Source organism: Labilibaculum sp. K2S, assembly GCF_030372765.1.
GTDB lineage: Bacteria > Bacteroidota > Bacteroidia > Bacteroidales > Marinifilaceae > Labilibaculum.
In genome coordinates this window covers 144,260-160,580 of sequence record NZ_JAUCMW010000007.1, presented here as the reverse complement: position 1 = coordinate 160,580, position 16,321 = coordinate 144,260, and the positions used below count along the sequence as shown (strand labels likewise).

At 36.7% G+C, this 16,321-nt stretch carries 10 protein-coding genes and 1 other RNA gene; 2 read left to right on the top strand and 9 right to left on the bottom strand.

Features of this window, described 5'->3' with window-relative positions; translation table 11 throughout:
* Nucleotides 1-220 precede the first annotated feature (220 nt).
* The 6 genes from QUH73_RS10655 to QUH73_RS10630 form a co-directional block, all read right to left on the bottom strand.
* Nucleotides 221-2,173, bottom strand: coding sequence for a polysaccharide biosynthesis protein (locus QUH73_RS10655; protein ID WP_289530424.1), 1,953 nt, complete (start codon nucleotides 2,171-2,173; stop codon nucleotides 221-223).
* 817 nt (nucleotides 2,174-2,990) lie between these two features.
* Nucleotides 2,991-3,340, bottom strand: an RNA gene (gene rnpB, locus QUH73_RS10650) — RNase P RNA component class A.
* Nucleotides 3,341-3,494: 154 nt separating this feature from the next.
* On the bottom strand, nucleotides 3,495-3,866 hold the full coding sequence (locus tag QUH73_RS10645; protein WP_289530423.1) for a four helix bundle protein: 372 nt from the start codon (nucleotides 3,864-3,866) through the stop codon (nucleotides 3,495-3,497).
* Nucleotides 3,867-3,973: 107 nt separating this feature from the next.
* Nucleotides 3,974-5,128, bottom strand: a complete 1,155-nt coding sequence (locus QUH73_RS10640) for an SPOR domain-containing protein (RefSeq protein WP_289530422.1) — start codon at nucleotides 5,126-5,128, stop codon at nucleotides 3,974-3,976.
* A 585-nt stretch (nucleotides 5,129-5,713) separates the two neighbouring features.
* On the bottom strand, nucleotides 5,714-7,603 hold the full coding sequence (locus tag QUH73_RS10635) for an OmpA family protein (RefSeq protein WP_289530421.1): 1,890 nt from the start codon (nucleotides 7,601-7,603) through the stop codon (nucleotides 5,714-5,716).
* A 310-nt stretch (nucleotides 7,604-7,913) separates the two neighbouring features.
* Nucleotides 7,914-9,149, bottom strand: a complete 1,236-nt coding sequence (locus QUH73_RS10630; RefSeq protein WP_289530420.1) for an S-adenosylmethionine:tRNA ribosyltransferase-isomerase — start codon at nucleotides 9,147-9,149, stop codon at nucleotides 7,914-7,916.
* 162 nt (nucleotides 9,150-9,311) lie between these two features.
* Here QUH73_RS10630 and QUH73_RS10625 point away from each other — a divergent pair, with 162 nt between their 5' ends.
* Nucleotides 9,312-10,340: a Smr/MutS family protein gene (locus QUH73_RS10625; protein ID WP_289530419.1), complete on the top strand. Its 1,029-nt coding sequence runs from the start codon at nucleotides 9,312-9,314 to the stop codon at nucleotides 10,338-10,340.
* 245 nt (nucleotides 10,341-10,585) lie between these two features.
* Here QUH73_RS10625 and QUH73_RS10620 read toward each other — a convergent pair whose 3' ends face one another.
* From QUH73_RS10620 to QUH73_RS10610, 3 genes are all read right to left on the bottom strand, one after another.
* Nucleotides 10,586-11,236, bottom strand: a complete 651-nt coding sequence (locus QUH73_RS10620; RefSeq protein ID WP_197092799.1) for a LysE family translocator — start codon at nucleotides 11,234-11,236, stop codon at nucleotides 10,586-10,588.
* Between the two features lie 54 nt (nucleotides 11,237-11,290).
* Nucleotides 11,291-13,096 (bottom strand): lysophospholipid acyltransferase family protein, encoded by a 1,806-nt coding sequence (locus QUH73_RS10615; protein WP_289530418.1) that lies wholly within the window; start codon nucleotides 13,094-13,096, stop codon nucleotides 11,291-11,293.
* A gap of 267 nt (nucleotides 13,097-13,363) precedes the next feature.
* Nucleotides 13,364-14,203 (bottom strand): histidinol-phosphatase, encoded by an 840-nt coding sequence (locus tag QUH73_RS10610; protein ID WP_289530417.1) that lies wholly within the window; start codon nucleotides 14,201-14,203, stop codon nucleotides 13,364-13,366.
* A gap of 201 nt (nucleotides 14,204-14,404) precedes the next feature.
* Here QUH73_RS10610 and QUH73_RS10605 point away from each other — a divergent pair, with 201 nt between their 5' ends.
* The gene (locus QUH73_RS10605) at nucleotides 14,405-16,240 is read left to right on the top strand and encodes a YgiQ family radical SAM protein (protein WP_289530416.1); all 1,836 of its coding nucleotides are present in this window, start codon (nucleotides 14,405-14,407) and stop codon (nucleotides 16,238-16,240) included.
* Nucleotides 16,241-16,321: the final 81 nt, after the last annotated feature.

Sequence of the window (16,321 nt, the reverse complement as noted above, 5' to 3'; positions counted from 1 at the left end):
TTTTTTCGCAGCACAAAAATAAGGAACGAATACACAATTCCCTAATTTTTGAGCATTTTATCTTCCCTTATTTTATGAACATATTGCATACAGAACAGCAATTCCATGCAATAATACAATTTCTCAATCATTTATTTGCCTGTCAAACCTGCCAAATAAAAAAAACCGTGTCAATAAATTCGATACGGTTTTTATAATATCATTTTTAAACTCTTCCCAACTATCTTAACATTTCTTTGATTTCGGCCAAATCAATCAATCCAATCTGCTCTTTCCTGCGGATAATTTTTGCATCCAACTGTTCATAGATCGAATTCATTGATTTAAATTCAGGCACAATAGCCTTCATATGCGCAACAATCTTGAAATTATCATTTTCATCAAGCAATTCACAAAAATGGTTGATCAATAGTTCAACCTCTTCCCGCTCATAAGCCCGGACTTTTGCAATCATAATTCTGGGATGTTTGGTAGGTACTGTATTTTCTTTCACATTCAACAATTCCTCATACAATTTTTCACCCGGACGCAAACCGGTAAACTGAACATTCACATCAACACCTACCTTTAGTCCACTTAATTTGATCATTTTATAGGCCAAATCAATAATTTTCACAGAACGACCCATATCAAAAATGAAAATTTTTCCCCCTTTACCGATTGCACCAGCCTGCATCACCAACTGACAAGCTTCCGGAATCGTCATAAAATATCTGGTAATATCAGGATGAGTAACCGTAATAGGCCCGCCTTTCTCAATCTGAGACTTAAACCGAGGAATTACAGAGCCATTTGAGCCCAGAACATTCCCAAATCTTGTTGTAATAAAATGCGTTTGCCCACCCGGGAAATTCATACTTTGTGTATAAATCTCAGCAATTCTTTTCGATGCACCCATTACATTGGTTGGGTTCACAGCCTTATCGGTCGAAACCATTACAAAGCGCTCCACTCCATATTCCAATGATAAATCTGCAATATTCCTGGTTCCAAACACATTTGTTTTTATGGCCTCAGAAGGATTGTTCTCCATCATTGGCACATGCTTATAAGCTGCCGCATGATACACCAATTGCGGTTTGAAGATATCAAACATTTTACGTGTTCGTTCCAAATCACGCACATCTCCGATAACAATCTCAAAATCATAAAAATTGTACTCTTCCTTTAATGACAATTCAATATCATATAAGGGTGATTCTGCCTGATCGAACAAAATAATGCTCTTGGGGCGAAAACGTGCTACCTGACGCACCATTTCACTGCCAATAGATCCGGCAGCACCGGTTACCAAAACCGTTTTACCACTCACCTGACTGTCGATTTCATCCCAGTCTAATTTGATGGGTTCACGCTCCAACAAATCCTCAATTTTAATGGCCCGGATCTGCTTCACACTCAACTCGCCGTTCACCCAGCTTTCAAATTTAGGAACCTCCCAAACTTTCACATTTTTATTCAGGCATTTTTCAATAATATTCTGGCGTTCTTCAACACTTAAATCTTTTTTGGCAATAATTACCTTATCGATTTCCTGCTTTTCCAACAATTTCTCCAAATCATTGGGACTATATATCTTTATGTTCTCTAACTTACTTCCTACTTTCCTGTTGTTGTGATCTATAAATCCAACAATAGTACTATTCACCTCTTTACCGCTATCCAAGGCATGTTTTGCCATAATACCAAACTCATCACTACCATAAATCAGTATATTTTCCCGAATTTTAGAATAAGTTAAATACCTAAAATAAAGAGCCTTAAAAATAATACGACTGCTGGTCATCAAAAAAACCATTGATATGTATTCTATAATCAGAATAGAAAACGGAAGCAGGAAAACGCCGTTCAGAAAATAGTAGCTCAATCCGTTTGTAAGAACAAACAGTAAAGATCCCAGGGAGATCACCATAAAAATACGTTCGGCATCTTTAGCACTTGTGTACCGAACAATTCCTGCATAGGTTCCCCCAATCAGAAAACTAATGGCTCTCACCAACAAAACCAAAGGAATAACAAACTTTGCGGAACTCAGATTAACGCTTTCAATATTAAAGTTGAAACGTAATAAGTAAGCGGCAGAAATTGAAGCCAGCCCAATAAACAAATCAATTAGAAAAACAATCCAACGAGGTGTGTTGTGATCGAAGACACTAATTTTAGACAAATTCATAGATATTGGTTTTATATGTAGTAGTGTGTACAATAAATACAAAGTACAAAAATACCTCCTTATTTTACTAAAAGCAACTGTCAAAGTTGCCATTTTTACTTTTTATCGTTTTTTATGACCTATTCACATACAATTATAATCTTTTAATCCATAGGTCCTCAAAACTATATGATTACATAAAACGCAAAGGGTTGCGTAAAAGTTTCAAAAAAAAATACATTGTATTCATTTCGAGCAAGTTAATGCAATACACATTTCTTTTCCAAATCATGAGCTAAAGCCACATGGCAACTAAATCAGATTTCACTTTTTGGACTCTTCGACTTTCAAGACTCTTCCAGACTTTTCCAGACTTTCGATCCCACACACCCCTCTCCCTGTCGGGATCTCCCCTCAAAATGGGAGAATTGTTACAATTGACCTTTTTCTCACAACAGCTAAAGCAGTTGGCAATACATCGATTCACAAAACACATATCTTCACAAACCATGGACTAAAGCAACATGGCAACTAAATCAGATTTCACTCTTTGGACTCTTCGACCTTTCGACTTTTGGACTTTTCCAGACTCTTCCAGACTTTCGATCCCCAAACACCCCTCTTCTGGGAGAATTGTTACAATTGACCTTTTTCTCACAACAGCTAAAGCAGTTGGCAATACATCGATTCACAAAACCATAAAGCCACATGGCATTTAAATCAGATTTCACTCTTTGGACTCTTCAGCCTTTCGACTTTTTGACTTTTCGACTATTCAAGACTTTCACTGTATCACAAAAAAGACCAACTCAATCGCGAGTCAGTCCATTTATGTTTAAAAAAAGGCAAACCTGTAAGCCGGGTCCTGTATTCTCCGAAAAGAATTTCTATCATTTATCTAGAACATTTGTCACCAAATGTCTCGAGCAATCCACCCCCCGAACATCAGCCGAGTCAGCCTACATACGCCGGTGTACTTGATCTTGCAACACATAAGGTACACAGCCACCAATGTCACCATTAGTGCTGGTGAGCTCTTACCTCACCTTTTCACCCTTACCCGAAGGCGGTTCTTTTCTGTTCTACTACTAAAGCCTTTCGACCTTCTTCCCGTTAGGAAGTATGTTACTCTATGTTGCCCGGACTTTCCTCTCCTTTTTACAAAGCAGCGATAGAACGGTTTGCCGGCGCGAAGATAAGGAGAAAGGAGAAAGGATACAAGGAGAAAGTAACAAGTTTCAAGGAATAAGAAATAAGGAACAAAGAACAAAGTTTAAGTAAAACCAAAGAGCCCGTTTTAAGTAGAAAGGAAACAAGGAATAAGGACAAGGGGTAAGGAAAGTCAAGGGGCAGGTTTTAAGGATTTATCATTTTTCTTCGCAGTCTTGTTATAAATGGCGCCCAGTATTTTAATTAACTGATTAGATTCTTTTTCCAAGACAGCCCAATTCATTTTTTGATTATCAATGGCAATAATAATCCGGATCCAATAATTGGTTTCACGGATTTCTTTCAGAGAGATACCCACTTTATTGGCAAAGTCAGCTTTTGAGACAGCCCCTTGAGCTTCTTCATAATTTGCCCCAACAGAAGTTGCAGATTTAAGAATTTGATAGGATATTACCTGATATTCTTTTGAATTTGGAAGATTTCGTACTTCTTGAATTACATCAATTGAAAACTGAAAAAGACGTTTTTGTAAATTATTCTCCATCTTCTTTCTTTCTATTTTTTTTCCTTGCTGCCCAACACTTGTCACTCATTCCTTGTTCCTTATTACTTGTTCCTTGGCCCTTGCTCCTTGTTACTTCTTCCTTGTAGCTACAACTTTACAATAAACGCATCGTCGTAGCCTTTTTTGCGAATTTCGCGCAATTCCCGGCGACAAACCCAATAATTGTCGTAATTCCCATAAAAATAACGATACAACTCGTCCTGCGGATCAAATGTCCGTGTAAGATCTTTAATCGTTATCCGCTTAAGGTTCATTTCAGATTTACTTGCAAATACCTGAATGGTAAAATGAGCATCTGCAGAAAGACTTTCCTGAACAGCTGCTGACTTTAAACCCGATGGAGTTTTAATTCTTGCCTGAGTAAAACCAAGGTCTTTTAATTTTTGAACCGCCTCATTTGCAAGCTTTTTATCGTCATAATCTCCTATTTCAATAACGTAAAGCGGCTTTTCAGATATCTTTAAATGCCCCAACTCATAATAGTAGTCAACATATTCTTTTCCTCTCATTTTTCGCCCCATATTAAAGGATCCAGTCTGATTCGAGGCCATTTTCACATCGCTTTTCCTTTCTGCCTCTACTCTAACTTCCGCCAACTTACCTTTATTAATAACGGCAACGCTTGCATGGGGAAAACCTGCCTCCACTTTTTCCTGCAAATATTTCTTAGCATCACCCACATCCTCAAATCGACCCAATACATATTGAAACATTCCATCCGCTTCCAATACTTTCACTGAATTAAACGGAGAAAAACTTTCCGCATTTAGACTGTTTTTACTTTTCTGAAGAAGTATGGTATAGTAATACTCATTACCAATATTAGTCAGTTTACCAATTGCGGTTTCAGCGGCCTGATTCTTTTTAGCGGTTTGACTGGTGATTTTCTGCTTCTGAGTTTTATCCTGATCACCGTTTCCATTCGTAAGAACTGCTGAAATCTGCTCCGACGTGAACTCCTGATTTAAATCCAAAACCTTAGCATCGGCATATCCAAAAGACTTTATTTCTTCCACCCGAGTCTCGGCTTCACTCTTAGAATTGCTTAGACCGGATAAATAATGATACTCTCCATCTTTTCCACTCAACTCAACAACATCATTCAATTCTTCGAAATAATCGGTATATACCGGATATTTAAACTTTGCAATTTCTACACCGTAGGTTGAACCTCCCGCTGTAGAGCCGGCAAAGTTAATATCGAAAAAAGAAGAAAAGGAACCAATTGTCCCGGCGGTCAAGAAAAAACAGATTAAAAAGTAGATATTCCTCATAACAGATAGCAGAATAGAGTGTCAGATTAATTCTTAAAAATAACAAAAATTAACAGTAGTAAATACAAGAAACTGTTTAAAAATTTATCCTCTAGCTTTTTTATAAGCCAAGAACCTCATAATTGCGTTAAATTATCTTTAAATAGAACCTCTATTCGCATCAATTCTGAATCTTTTTTCTTCGATAAAAATTTCTAAAAATAGATTTAAACAGCTTCTAATAAAATCATTAATTAATGGAAACAAATATTACAAAAGACAATCCCTCTTCCCAAGCTACTCTTTATACACAAATATTCGCTTTCCCAGGCAATAGTTTAATCTATAAACCTAAGCACCCCTCTGTTCTTCGAACATCTTCCCCTCTTGAGGGTACCGTAACGCAGTGAAGATTGTGAACGCAATTTGAAAATAATATTGTGAACAAAGTGCCGACAAGCGAAAGGATGCTAATTCTTGATATGATCCTTTTTATACATCTTGTTGCTCTTGATTTTTTCAACCAACAAGATGCGTATAAAGAGTAGCTTCCCAAGACGAATAACAATTGATTTACAATACAAAAATTAATTCTATCCTTCGATTCTCATGATGCTCATTTTCAGAACATCCCGAATCATCAAAGCACCCATTCAAAATAAACTCCTCGCCCCACGCACCAACCTCTATATCTGATGCTTCCACACCTTTTTTTACTAAATATGTTTTTGCTTTTTCAGCTTTTTGAAGGGAGATATCCAAATTCATTTGCGCCAATCCTTTCGAGTCTGAATGGCCGTTTATCTTAATTCCCAATTCCGGAAATTCTTTCCAAAACCGGTACAAACGATCCAATATTTTTTTAGCTTCATCACTAAAATCATCCTCATTTTTATCGAAATAGATGTTTTTAAATGTAATCTTCTTCTTAGGATAAGCAATTGGCTCCAGTTCCGACACAAAAGAAAACTTAGGTTTTTCGCTGATTCGGCTCAAACTTACTTCAATATTCATTTTTTGAGAGGATGGGTAATATTCAATCACCCGATCGATATATCCTGATTTTTGAACAGTAATCTCGTATAATATTCCCCGATCCAATTCAGATTCCGGTATCTCAAAAGAAGTTTCTCCCTCACTCCCCCCCTTGCCTTCAATGGCGATCTCTTTGTTTTCCAGAGCTTTCAAAACTGCAAATTTCACATTTTTAATAATATCATTGGAATGTGCATCTTTCACAAAGATCTGAACGCATTTTTTGTCCTCTTTTTTCAATTCATAGATTCGGTCCCGCAAACCTCTATCTTCCCGGTCTGATACAAATAGCTGCATTCCTGTCTCAGGGATATCCTGAATTGAATACTCTGAAAATGCAGAATTATACGGTTCTCCCGGATTTATAACCGGAGCCCAACTGCCATCCTCATTTCTGGAAGTAAAAAACAGATCCAATTCTCCATAGCCTGCGTGTCCATCGGAAGAGAACCACAACTGATTATTCGACAGCACCCGTGGATAAATCTCGTTTTGTGCTGTATTGATTGATTTTCCTAAATTTTGAGGTTCTGTCCACTTCCCGCCATCTTGTTTGCTAACATACAAATCCATTCCTCCGTATCCACCCTTCATATCTGAAGAAAAATACATTGTTTTCCCATCAGGGGATAAAAATGGATAGCAACAGGAATACTTTCGACTGCAAAATGCCAGACTTTCCTTAGAACGCCATTCACCGTTTTTCTTTTCGGCAATGGCAATCTCCATTTGTTGTTTTCCCTTTCGAAGGTACCAGCGCGTGTAATACATTGTATTTCCATCTTGAGAAATGCAAATGGCTCCAATATCTGTTTTCGGTTCCAGTTTGCCGGCAAAAGATTTAGGTGCATCAAACACTGAATTTTCACTTGTGGCAAGCAGCAATTTGTAATTTTTATCTGATTTCAATTTGCCGGCACCAGCTTCTGAGTAAACAATTCCTTCGGGCAATAAAAAAATGCCCAAACACTTTCCTTGGGGCTGAACTTTAATCTTAGTGATTTTCAAATCTTGGTTTGCCTTTCGCACCTCGATCAATTTACGAACAGTGGCCAATCTCATTTGAACCTCATTTGGATCCGCACCTAATTCACCGGCTCTTTCAGCCAGCAATACAGCAGCTGTAAAGTTATCATTAGCAAGGTTTATTTGAGAGAGGTGAAGCAAATCTGCAGAATTCTTTTCTTTTTCCTGAATACTGTTATAAAAATTCTCGGATTGATCGTAGTTGCCCAAAACAAAATAGCATTCTGCAATCTTCCGGTTGACTTCAGCATTTTTATCCTTTATGTTCTTGAATTGAATAATGGCCTCCGGGTAATCTCCTTTCAGAATTGCTTTATCGCCTTTTTTCTCAAATTTACTTTGCCCGAAAAGTGCAGCAGAAAGCAGTAGGAATAAAACAAGCAGTTTTAGCTTATAAATCATATTCGAATGTATTTAGAATGAACATAAACTAAAATTAAGGGTTTTAAAGACAATAACAAACAGTGATTAATAAAAACTTAACTTTTCCAGACTTTCGATTTTTTCATTTTTGACCTTTGGACTCTTCCAGACTTTTCAAGACTTTTACACGCAACAGCTAAAGCCGTTGGCAATGCATAGATTCAAAAACACGACAGAAATCATCTGAAAATCGAAATCTGTCCGGATTACCTATTACTTTTTGACTCTTCGACCTTTGGACTTTTCGACTTTTCAAGACATTTGAGACTATTTGACTTTATAAACTCTTCTATCCTCTCATCAATAAGGAGCTGTCACCATAACTCAGGAAACGAAAATCATTATCCAGCGCGTATTGATATATTTCCTTCCATTTATCACCAACGAGTGCCGAAATTAAAAGAAGTAACGTACTTTGCGGTTGATGAAAGTTTGTCACCAAACCCGAAATAACTTTAAATTCATATCCCGGAGCGATAATAATCTGAGTCGCGACATTAAATAAAGTCAAATTATTCTCCTGCATATAGCTGCAAATTGCCTGATACGATTCCTGCCTGCTGTAATTAGCCGGTAACTGATATGCCTCCCACTGCTCCAACAAATGTGGATTTTCCTTTTGGGTCAGAATTTTAACACCCATCCAATACAAACTCTCCAAACTTCGCACAGATGTTGTGCCCACCGCAATAATTTGTCCGCTAATTTTTATTATATTCTGAAGACTCTCGAGGCTAACCTGAATATGCTCTGTGTGCATTTCATGATCGCCTATCTTCTCCGATTTTACAGGCTTAAACGTTCCGGCACCTACATGCAATGTTAATTCTTCCCGATTGATTTTTTTTTCTTCCAGGCGGGAAAACACATCCTCAGTAAAATGCAGTCCTGCTGTTGGCGCAGCCACCGACCCTTCATACTTTGAATAAACGGTCTGGTAACGAAGCAAATCTGTTATTTCCGTGTCACGATTTAAATAGGGAGGAATTGGAATTTTACCTGTTTGTTCCAATACCTCACTAAAACTTAGGTTCGGATGATTCCAGGAAAAAAAGATTTCCTGAGCTCCTTCCAATGCTTCCTGCTTCTCTGCTTTCAGAAAATACTCCTTATCATCGACATAGAAAGGCATTTTTAATTCACCGGATTTCCATTTTCGTGCATTTCCTACGATACATTTCCAGGATGAAGAACCACAAGCCTGGAAAGCCAAACTATAATCAGCTGGCCTCAAGGGCTCTAAGCAGAATATTTCAATTCGTGCTCCTGTTTCCTTATGAAATATCAATCGGGCCTGAATCACTTTGGTGTTATTAAATACCATCGTTGTTCCTGCAGCAATCTCTGCAGGTAAATTCTCGAATACAGATTCTGTAATCAATCCGTTTTTGTAAATCAGTAATTTTGACAAATCCCTGTTCGCTAAAGGATGTTTGGCAATTCTCTGATCGGGAAGATCGTAGGTAAAATCTGAAATTTGAATTTGCTTGGCGTCCAAACTATTTATATTGATATTACAATCCATCTATTTCTTAATTAATCAAGCTTTATTCCTAATAAAAAAGGGGCTTTACCTTTTGATCGGCAAAAATAGCTAACTTTGTCGGGAATAGAAAACCTGTTGACTATTTTAGATTTTTGAAGTCGAAACAAATACTAAAACAGCCAACCCAAATTAGATAATCCGATGCAAATAAATATAGGAGATAAAGTCCGGTTTTTAAATGAAATTGGCGGTGGCGTTGTCACCCGAATTATTGATGCCAAAACTGTTATGGTTTTAAATGACGAGGATGAATTTGAGATTCCAAGTCTGAAAACCAATTTGGTTGTGATTGAATCGGTAAATACAGGAACTTCCCCTCAATCCAAACAAAGTAATTCTTCAAGTTCAGGTTCCTCATTACCATCAACAAAACAAGCACTATTTGTTGAAAAGGAAGAAGTTTACGCAGCTTTTGCCCCCAAAGAATCGGCCACCCAATCGGAAAGTCCATTGGAATTATTTTTAATTAACGATACCAATCAAATTCTTTTGTACTCTTTCTGTGATGAAAAAAGAAATGGACCGGAAGGGATAACTGCAGGAACTCTTGATCCTAAATCAAAAATTATTTTATCAGAATACGAAATAAAAGACCTGAACGAATTGACCTGCTATCATTTTCAAGTCATTTTTTATCAGCAAGGAAAATGCACACCTAAAAAACCTTTGGATCGTACGCTCAAAATTCAGGCTGTAAAATTCCACAAATCTTCAAGCTATAAGGATACTGCATATTTTCATCAGGAAGTGATACTTTACAAACTTACAGGTGAAAATCTGGAACAAAAAATAGAAGAACTAAGCAATAAAGATTTCCAACAGGCAATTCGTGAAAAAGAAGATTCAGAGAAAGTAAAACCGACACCAAAAAACAATAATTCTGATGATAATTTAATCGAGGTTGATTTACATATTAATGCATTAATTGACTCTGTAACAGGATTATCAAATGCCGACATCCTTGAATTTCAACTCAATAAATTTCATGAGGTCTTGCGTCAGAACCAATATGAGAAAGGCAAAAAAATTGTATTTATTCATGGTATCGGCAATGGCACATTAAAGCAACGTGTTCATAATGAACTCAAAAGAAAATACAGAAAACACTATTCTCAAGATGCCTCTTTTAAAGAATATGGATGGGGAGCAACCATGGTTACAATACGGTAAAAGGATAAAAAGTCTTGAAAGGTCTGGAAAAATCTTGGAGGGTCGAAAGTCTTAAAGAATCCAAAATCTTATTGCAGTAATGATCTCATAATCAAATAATACAGAAGGTTAATTTGCCACTTGGCTTTAAGTGGATTAAAAGCAGGAGAATCCTAATGCCACAACAGTCAAAAAAAACAAAGAACTAAATAAAAAAAGACGCAAATGCGTCTTTTTTTTATATCCTAATATCGCCTTGAGCAATTTTATGTATGAATAAAGGATTTGATTGGCTCAAAACAGGCCAGAAAAGCAAGAAATCCTAATGCTGCAATTACAATTCCCGAAATTTTGTTGATCCAAAACAATTGTTTTAATCTGAATTTCTTGCGGAATATATTAATAATGGTCGACAAGGTATACCACCATAAAGCTCCTCCCAACAACACACCCAAAATCAAGAACAATTCAATTCTCAAAGTCGGATTGCTTCCAAAAATAGATGCTCCGGCAAAAACTGCAACAAAAACAAAAACTGCAATCGGATTCGATGCCGTAAGAAAAAATATAGAAACGAAGTCACCCAACATTCCCTTTTTACCCGTTTTCTTTGCTCCTCTAATCTGCTTTATAGGATTTGTAAGGAAGATTCGCAACCCTACATACACCAGAAAAATACTACCGATTAACTGCAGGTAGAATTCCTGTGTTTTAATAAAACTAAGCACCATTCCCAGACCAAAAGCGGCAACTGTAGCATAAAACATATCTGCAACAGCAGCACCCAGACCCGAAATAAAACCGGCCAAGCGACCTTTCTGAATGGTTTTTTGAATAATTAACACCCCTATCGGACCCAATGGTATCGAAACCATTAACCCCACAACTATTCCTTTAAATAAATATTGAAAATCCAACTACTAAATCTTTTTCAGTTAACAAAATTGCCTGCAAAGGTGGTAAAATATATGCTAAAATCTGACATCTTCCGATGAAAATCTTTTCATAATGGTATCATCATTGAATTCCTTCGACAATGATTCAATTACTTTAATAGGCACATCAAACAAATCAACTACGATTAAACCATCCAGACAATCATTAAAATTTGGGTCTATATTAAACCCCACAATTCTGGCATTCAGAGAAATATACTTTTTAAGAAGCACCGGCAACTTATCATTCGTTATCTCAAAATCGCCAATTAACTTATCTAGTTTATTGATATCATTCTTAGCCATTTCCAATAAAATATCCACATCCAGATCTTTTATTTTGACCTTGAACTTCTTTCTTGATTTAATGTACTGTCCTAAATCGTAATTGAAATAATTCCGCATAATAAATTTAATGATCAAATCTTTCGACAAATCAGAATACTTATTACTAATACTCACAGGTCCTATCAAATAACGCGACTGAGGATTCTTGAGTAAAAAATACAAAATCCCTTTCCAAAGCAAGAAGAGAGGCATTGGCTTTTTTTGATACTCCTTCACTATAAAAGAACGCCCCAGCTCCAATGATTCATGCAAAATAGGCTGGAAATTTTTGCTCATACGGAACAGACTCTGCAAATAAAAGCCTTTCAATCCATACTCCGAAAGAATTTCATTTCCCTTGCCAACACGATAAGCACCTACAATCTTTTTCAGTTCCTCATCCCAAATAAAAAGCTGATGATAATACAAATCATACTCATCAACATCAATTCCCAGGTTTGTTCCTTCACCAACTTCCCGAAAAGTTATTTCCCGCAATCGCCCAAGCTCTGTCAACACATGAGGCAATTTAGAAGACGGTGCACAATACACCGTAAAATTACTGCTTTTGAACAGCAAATATTCCGGAGGAAGACTTTCCACCTCACTTTGAATAATCTCCGGGTTTACAGGAGGTACAATATCTTCAACCTTTGCAATTTTTTCCTTGCGTTTGAATTGATAAAACTTTTTTACTTCAATTGGAGTTCCCAACATATAAGTCTTTGCACGCAAAAACCGACCATACTGGTTAATATCTGTGAATCCTTTCTGATCCTTTACCGAAATGGGATTTCCAATACGAATCCGAACCGTTTTATTCTTTTTATTTAATAATTCCGATGGTAATTTCACGGTTCGAAGAGTAGGATGAATCATTCCCAATAAATGGAAAATCAAACTATTACTTCCCTGAAAATAAATAGGCACAACAGGCACATCAGCTTTCTTAATAAACTTGAGAATAGATGGCTGCCATTGTTTATCGGTAATGTTATTTGTATGGGATTGATAAGACGACACCTCTCCTGCAGGAAATATTCCCAAGGGAAAACCGTCACTTAAATGACGTAAGCCTTCTTTAATACCTCCTGTACTGGAAGCTACCCCCTTTCTTTCCTCAAAAGGATTTACACCCAAAAAATAATCTTTGATGGGTTCAATCTTTTTCAGCAAGAAATTAGCCATTGCTTTAAACTCTGGGCGTACCATGCAGATCAGCTTGATCAGAATTAAGCCGTCAATCCCCCCAAACGGATGGTTTGATATTGTAATGAACGGACCTTCTTTGGGAATGCGCTTTAATTCTTCCTCATCAAATTCGAATTTAATTCCTAAATCGTCTAGTAAGGCATCAATAAAATCAATGCCATCCTTACCGCAATTTGCCGAATATAAATCATTCAATTTATTCAATCGAAGAATATACATCAACAATTTGGCAAAACTTTCCCCACCGAACCAGCTAAGGCTCTCATTTGCCTTTAATAAATCTTTTGGATCAACCAACTTCATATGTCAATACGTTCTAAAAAGGTTGTCCCGATTAATATCGGGAGTGACAAACTAAATCAATTAACATCTGTATTAAGACTGTATCATGAATTAGTATTTATCTATGTTTTTTTGTTTCAAAGTCATTACTATTTTCGAAAAAGCCCACATTATTCAGACCCACTAACCAAACCAAAAGTATCAGACCTTTTCAACCGGATAAAAATAGTATTATTTATCAATACTCCAGTCCAATATTCAATTAAAAAACTTAATAATTACTGTTAATTACAAAGTCTGATCGAACCAGCCCCCATTAACGAAAATACGAACTGACTCAAACCCAATATCTTTGAGCAGACTCACCGCTAAATCGAATCCTGAAACTAATTCATCCACATAATGAGCATCGGTACTGATTGTAACAGGTATCGCATACTTTTTACATTCTCTCAAAAAATACAAATCTGGAAAAAATGAATCAGACTTTTTCTTGTAAATCCCTCTGGTATTGACTTCAACGATAGTATCGGAATTCTTAATCACTTTAATGGTCTGATCCAATAAATCAATATACCATTTCTCATTTTCAGAAAAAAAACGGCCTTTATTGTTCATTTTCACCTTATCTACATGCCCAACAATATCCGGCTTTTGAGTTTCAATCATTTCAATTACCTGATTGTAATAGGCAGTAACTGCTTTTTGCACATTCCCGTCAAACAAAACTTCAATACCATGAATGTAATTTGAATCCGGGCCATCGAGAAACCAATATTCAGAATCAGATTTAGCTTTCACCAAATGAACCGAACCGATTGTATAATCTAAACCAGCCTCTTTTTTCAACTCCTTAAAAGATTTTGTCACTTCAGGAATATAGTCAATCTCCAGAGACAGGTAAATCTGTATTTCCGACCGGTACTTTTGCTTCAATCCCTCCACTTCAGTGGTATATTCCCTGAGTCTTTGCAAAGGCATACTCCATAGTTCATTTTGCCGCAAAGGTGCATGAGAAGAAAATCCAATTGCATTCAAGCCAAGATCTATAGCTCTTTCAACAAATTCTTCCGCTGTGTTTTTGCCATCGCAAAAGGTCGTGTGGGTATGGTATGAAAAATAATTCATCAGCCTGATTTTAGTAAGGCAAAGATACTCCAAGACACCAATATCACAAAATCATTTCCCAATATACATCAATTGTCCGGCTTTAATCAAACAACAAAAGAAGCTTTTTATTATCCGTTGAAAATTTATTATTTATTGGGATGAAAATCCTTCTTTAAAATCTTTATAAATAATACTATCTTTGCAATAATTTTAAGACATATGACTGAGAACAACAAATTACACATAGATAAATGGCTTCCTACATCGGCTAAGGAAGTAAAAGAAAGAGGTTGGGAAGAATTGGATGTAATTCTATTCAGCGGTGATGCCTATATTGATCATCCGTCGTTTGGAGCTTCTGTTATAGGAAGGGTTCTGGAAAACGAAGGCTTGAGAGTTGCCATCGTACCACAACCAAACTGGCGTGATGATTTGCGCGATTTTAAGAAGCTGGGACAGCCTAAATTATTCTTTGGAGTAACTGCGGGCAACATGGATTCGATGGTTAATCATTATACTGCCAACAGAAGATTACGGCATGATGATGCTTATACTCCCGATGGCAGACACGGCCAAAGACCTGATCGTCCCACAATTGTGTATTCTCAGATTCTGAAAAAACTATATCCTGACACCCCCATACTAATTGGAGGAATTGAAGCTTCATTAAGGAGAGTGACTCATTACGATTACTGGGATAATGAATTGAAACCAAGTATCCTTTGCGAAAGCAATGCCGATTTATTAGTGTATGGAATGGGCGAAAAACCATTAAAAGAAATTGTTCGCCTAACAAAAAAAGGAGTTCCGTTTTATTCTTTAACCAACATTCCTCAAACATCTTTTCTTGTGGCGCAAGATGAAGCTTATCCTACAAAAAAAACATGGCAGGATCAGAAACTCTATTCACATGAAGATTGCCTGAACGACAAGAAAAAATTCGCAAGTAACTTTCGGTACATTGAGATGGAATCGAATGCCATGATGGCAAAGAAACTTACTCAAGACTATAAAGATCAGACAATTGTTGTGAATCCTCCATACCCGGTTATGAATGAAAAGGAAATGGATGAAGTTTACGACCTTCCCTATACCCGATTGCCGCATCCGCGGTACAAAGACAAAAAGATTCCTGCTTTTGATATGATTAAATTCTCGGTAAACATGCACAGAGGATGTTTTGGAGGCTGTTCATTCTGTACCATATCTGCCCATCAGGGAAAATTTATTGCCAACCGATCCGAAAAATCGATATTGAAAGAGGTTGAGAACATTACAAAGATGCCCGATTTTAAAGGCTATCTTTCCGATTTAGGAGGCCCTTCGGCCAATATGTACCAGATGAAGGGGATTTTCGAATCTATTTGCAAAACCTGCAGAAGACCTTCGTGCATCCACCCGGATGTTTGTCCAAACCTAAACACGAATCATCAGGCAATGCTTGACATTTACAAAAAAGTTGATCAAGTTCCCGGAGTTAAGAAATCGTTCGTTGGCAGCGGAATTCGTTATGATCTTATTCTACATCAAACTAAAGATGATAAAATAAATAAATCGAACCGGGAATATGCCACCGAATTGATTAAAAATCATGTGTCGGGAAGATTAAAAGTTGCTCCGGAGCATACTTCCGATGATGTTTTGAATATGATGAGAAAACCTTCCTTTAATTTATTTTACAAACTGAAGGCTTTGTTCGATGACATCAATAAAAAAGAAGGCTTAAACCAACAATTAATTCCATACTTTATTTCAAGTCATCCGGGAAGTCAACCAACCGATATGGCCGACCTTGCTGTGAAAACAAAAGAACTTGATTTTAAACTGGAACAAGTTCAGGATTTCACTCCAACACCAATGACTGTTGCCACAGTTATCTACTACTCCGGCTATCATCCCTACACATTAAAGAAGGTATTTACGGCAAAGAGTGAAAAGGAGAAATTGTCGCAACGGAAATTTCTATTCTGGTACAAAAAAGAGTATCGGGAAGCGATAAAAACTGAATTGATAAAAATGGGCAAAAAAGATATGCTGACCAAACTTTTTAAATAGTTAAGCAACTAAAAATAACTGTTTACAACAAATATGAAGAGGTTTGAAAACCTCTTCTATTTATTTGCGTATATTGGAGGA

Bases quoted from the DNA above. Each gene is read 5' to 3' on its own strand.
- QUH73_RS10655 (WP_289530424.1), bottom strand. From the start codon at position 2,173: ATGAATTTGTCTAAAATTAGTGTCTTCGATCACAACACACCTCGTTGG.
- QUH73_RS10645 (WP_289530423.1), bottom strand. From the start codon at position 3,866: ATGGAGAATAATTTACAAAAACGTCTTTTTCAGTTTTCAATTGATGTA.
- QUH73_RS10635 (WP_289530421.1), bottom strand. From the start codon at position 7,603: ATGATTTATAAGCTAAAACTGCTTGTTTTATTCCTACTGCTTTCTGCT.
- QUH73_RS10630 (WP_289530420.1), bottom strand. From the start codon at position 9,149: ATGGATTGTAATATCAATATAAATAGTTTGGACGCCAAGCAAATTCAA.
- QUH73_RS10625 (WP_289530419.1), top strand. From the start codon at position 9,312: ATGCAAATAAATATAGGAGATAAAGTCCGGTTTTTAAATGAAATTGGC.
- QUH73_RS10615 (WP_289530418.1), bottom strand. From the start codon at position 13,096: ATGAAGTTGGTTGATCCAAAAGATTTATTAAAGGCAAATGAGAGCCTT.
- QUH73_RS10610 (WP_289530417.1), bottom strand. From the start codon at position 14,203: ATGAATTATTTTTCATACCATACCCACACGACCTTTTGCGATGGCAAA.
- QUH73_RS10605 (WP_289530416.1), top strand. From the start codon at position 14,405: ATGACTGAGAACAACAAATTACACATAGATAAATGGCTTCCTACATCG.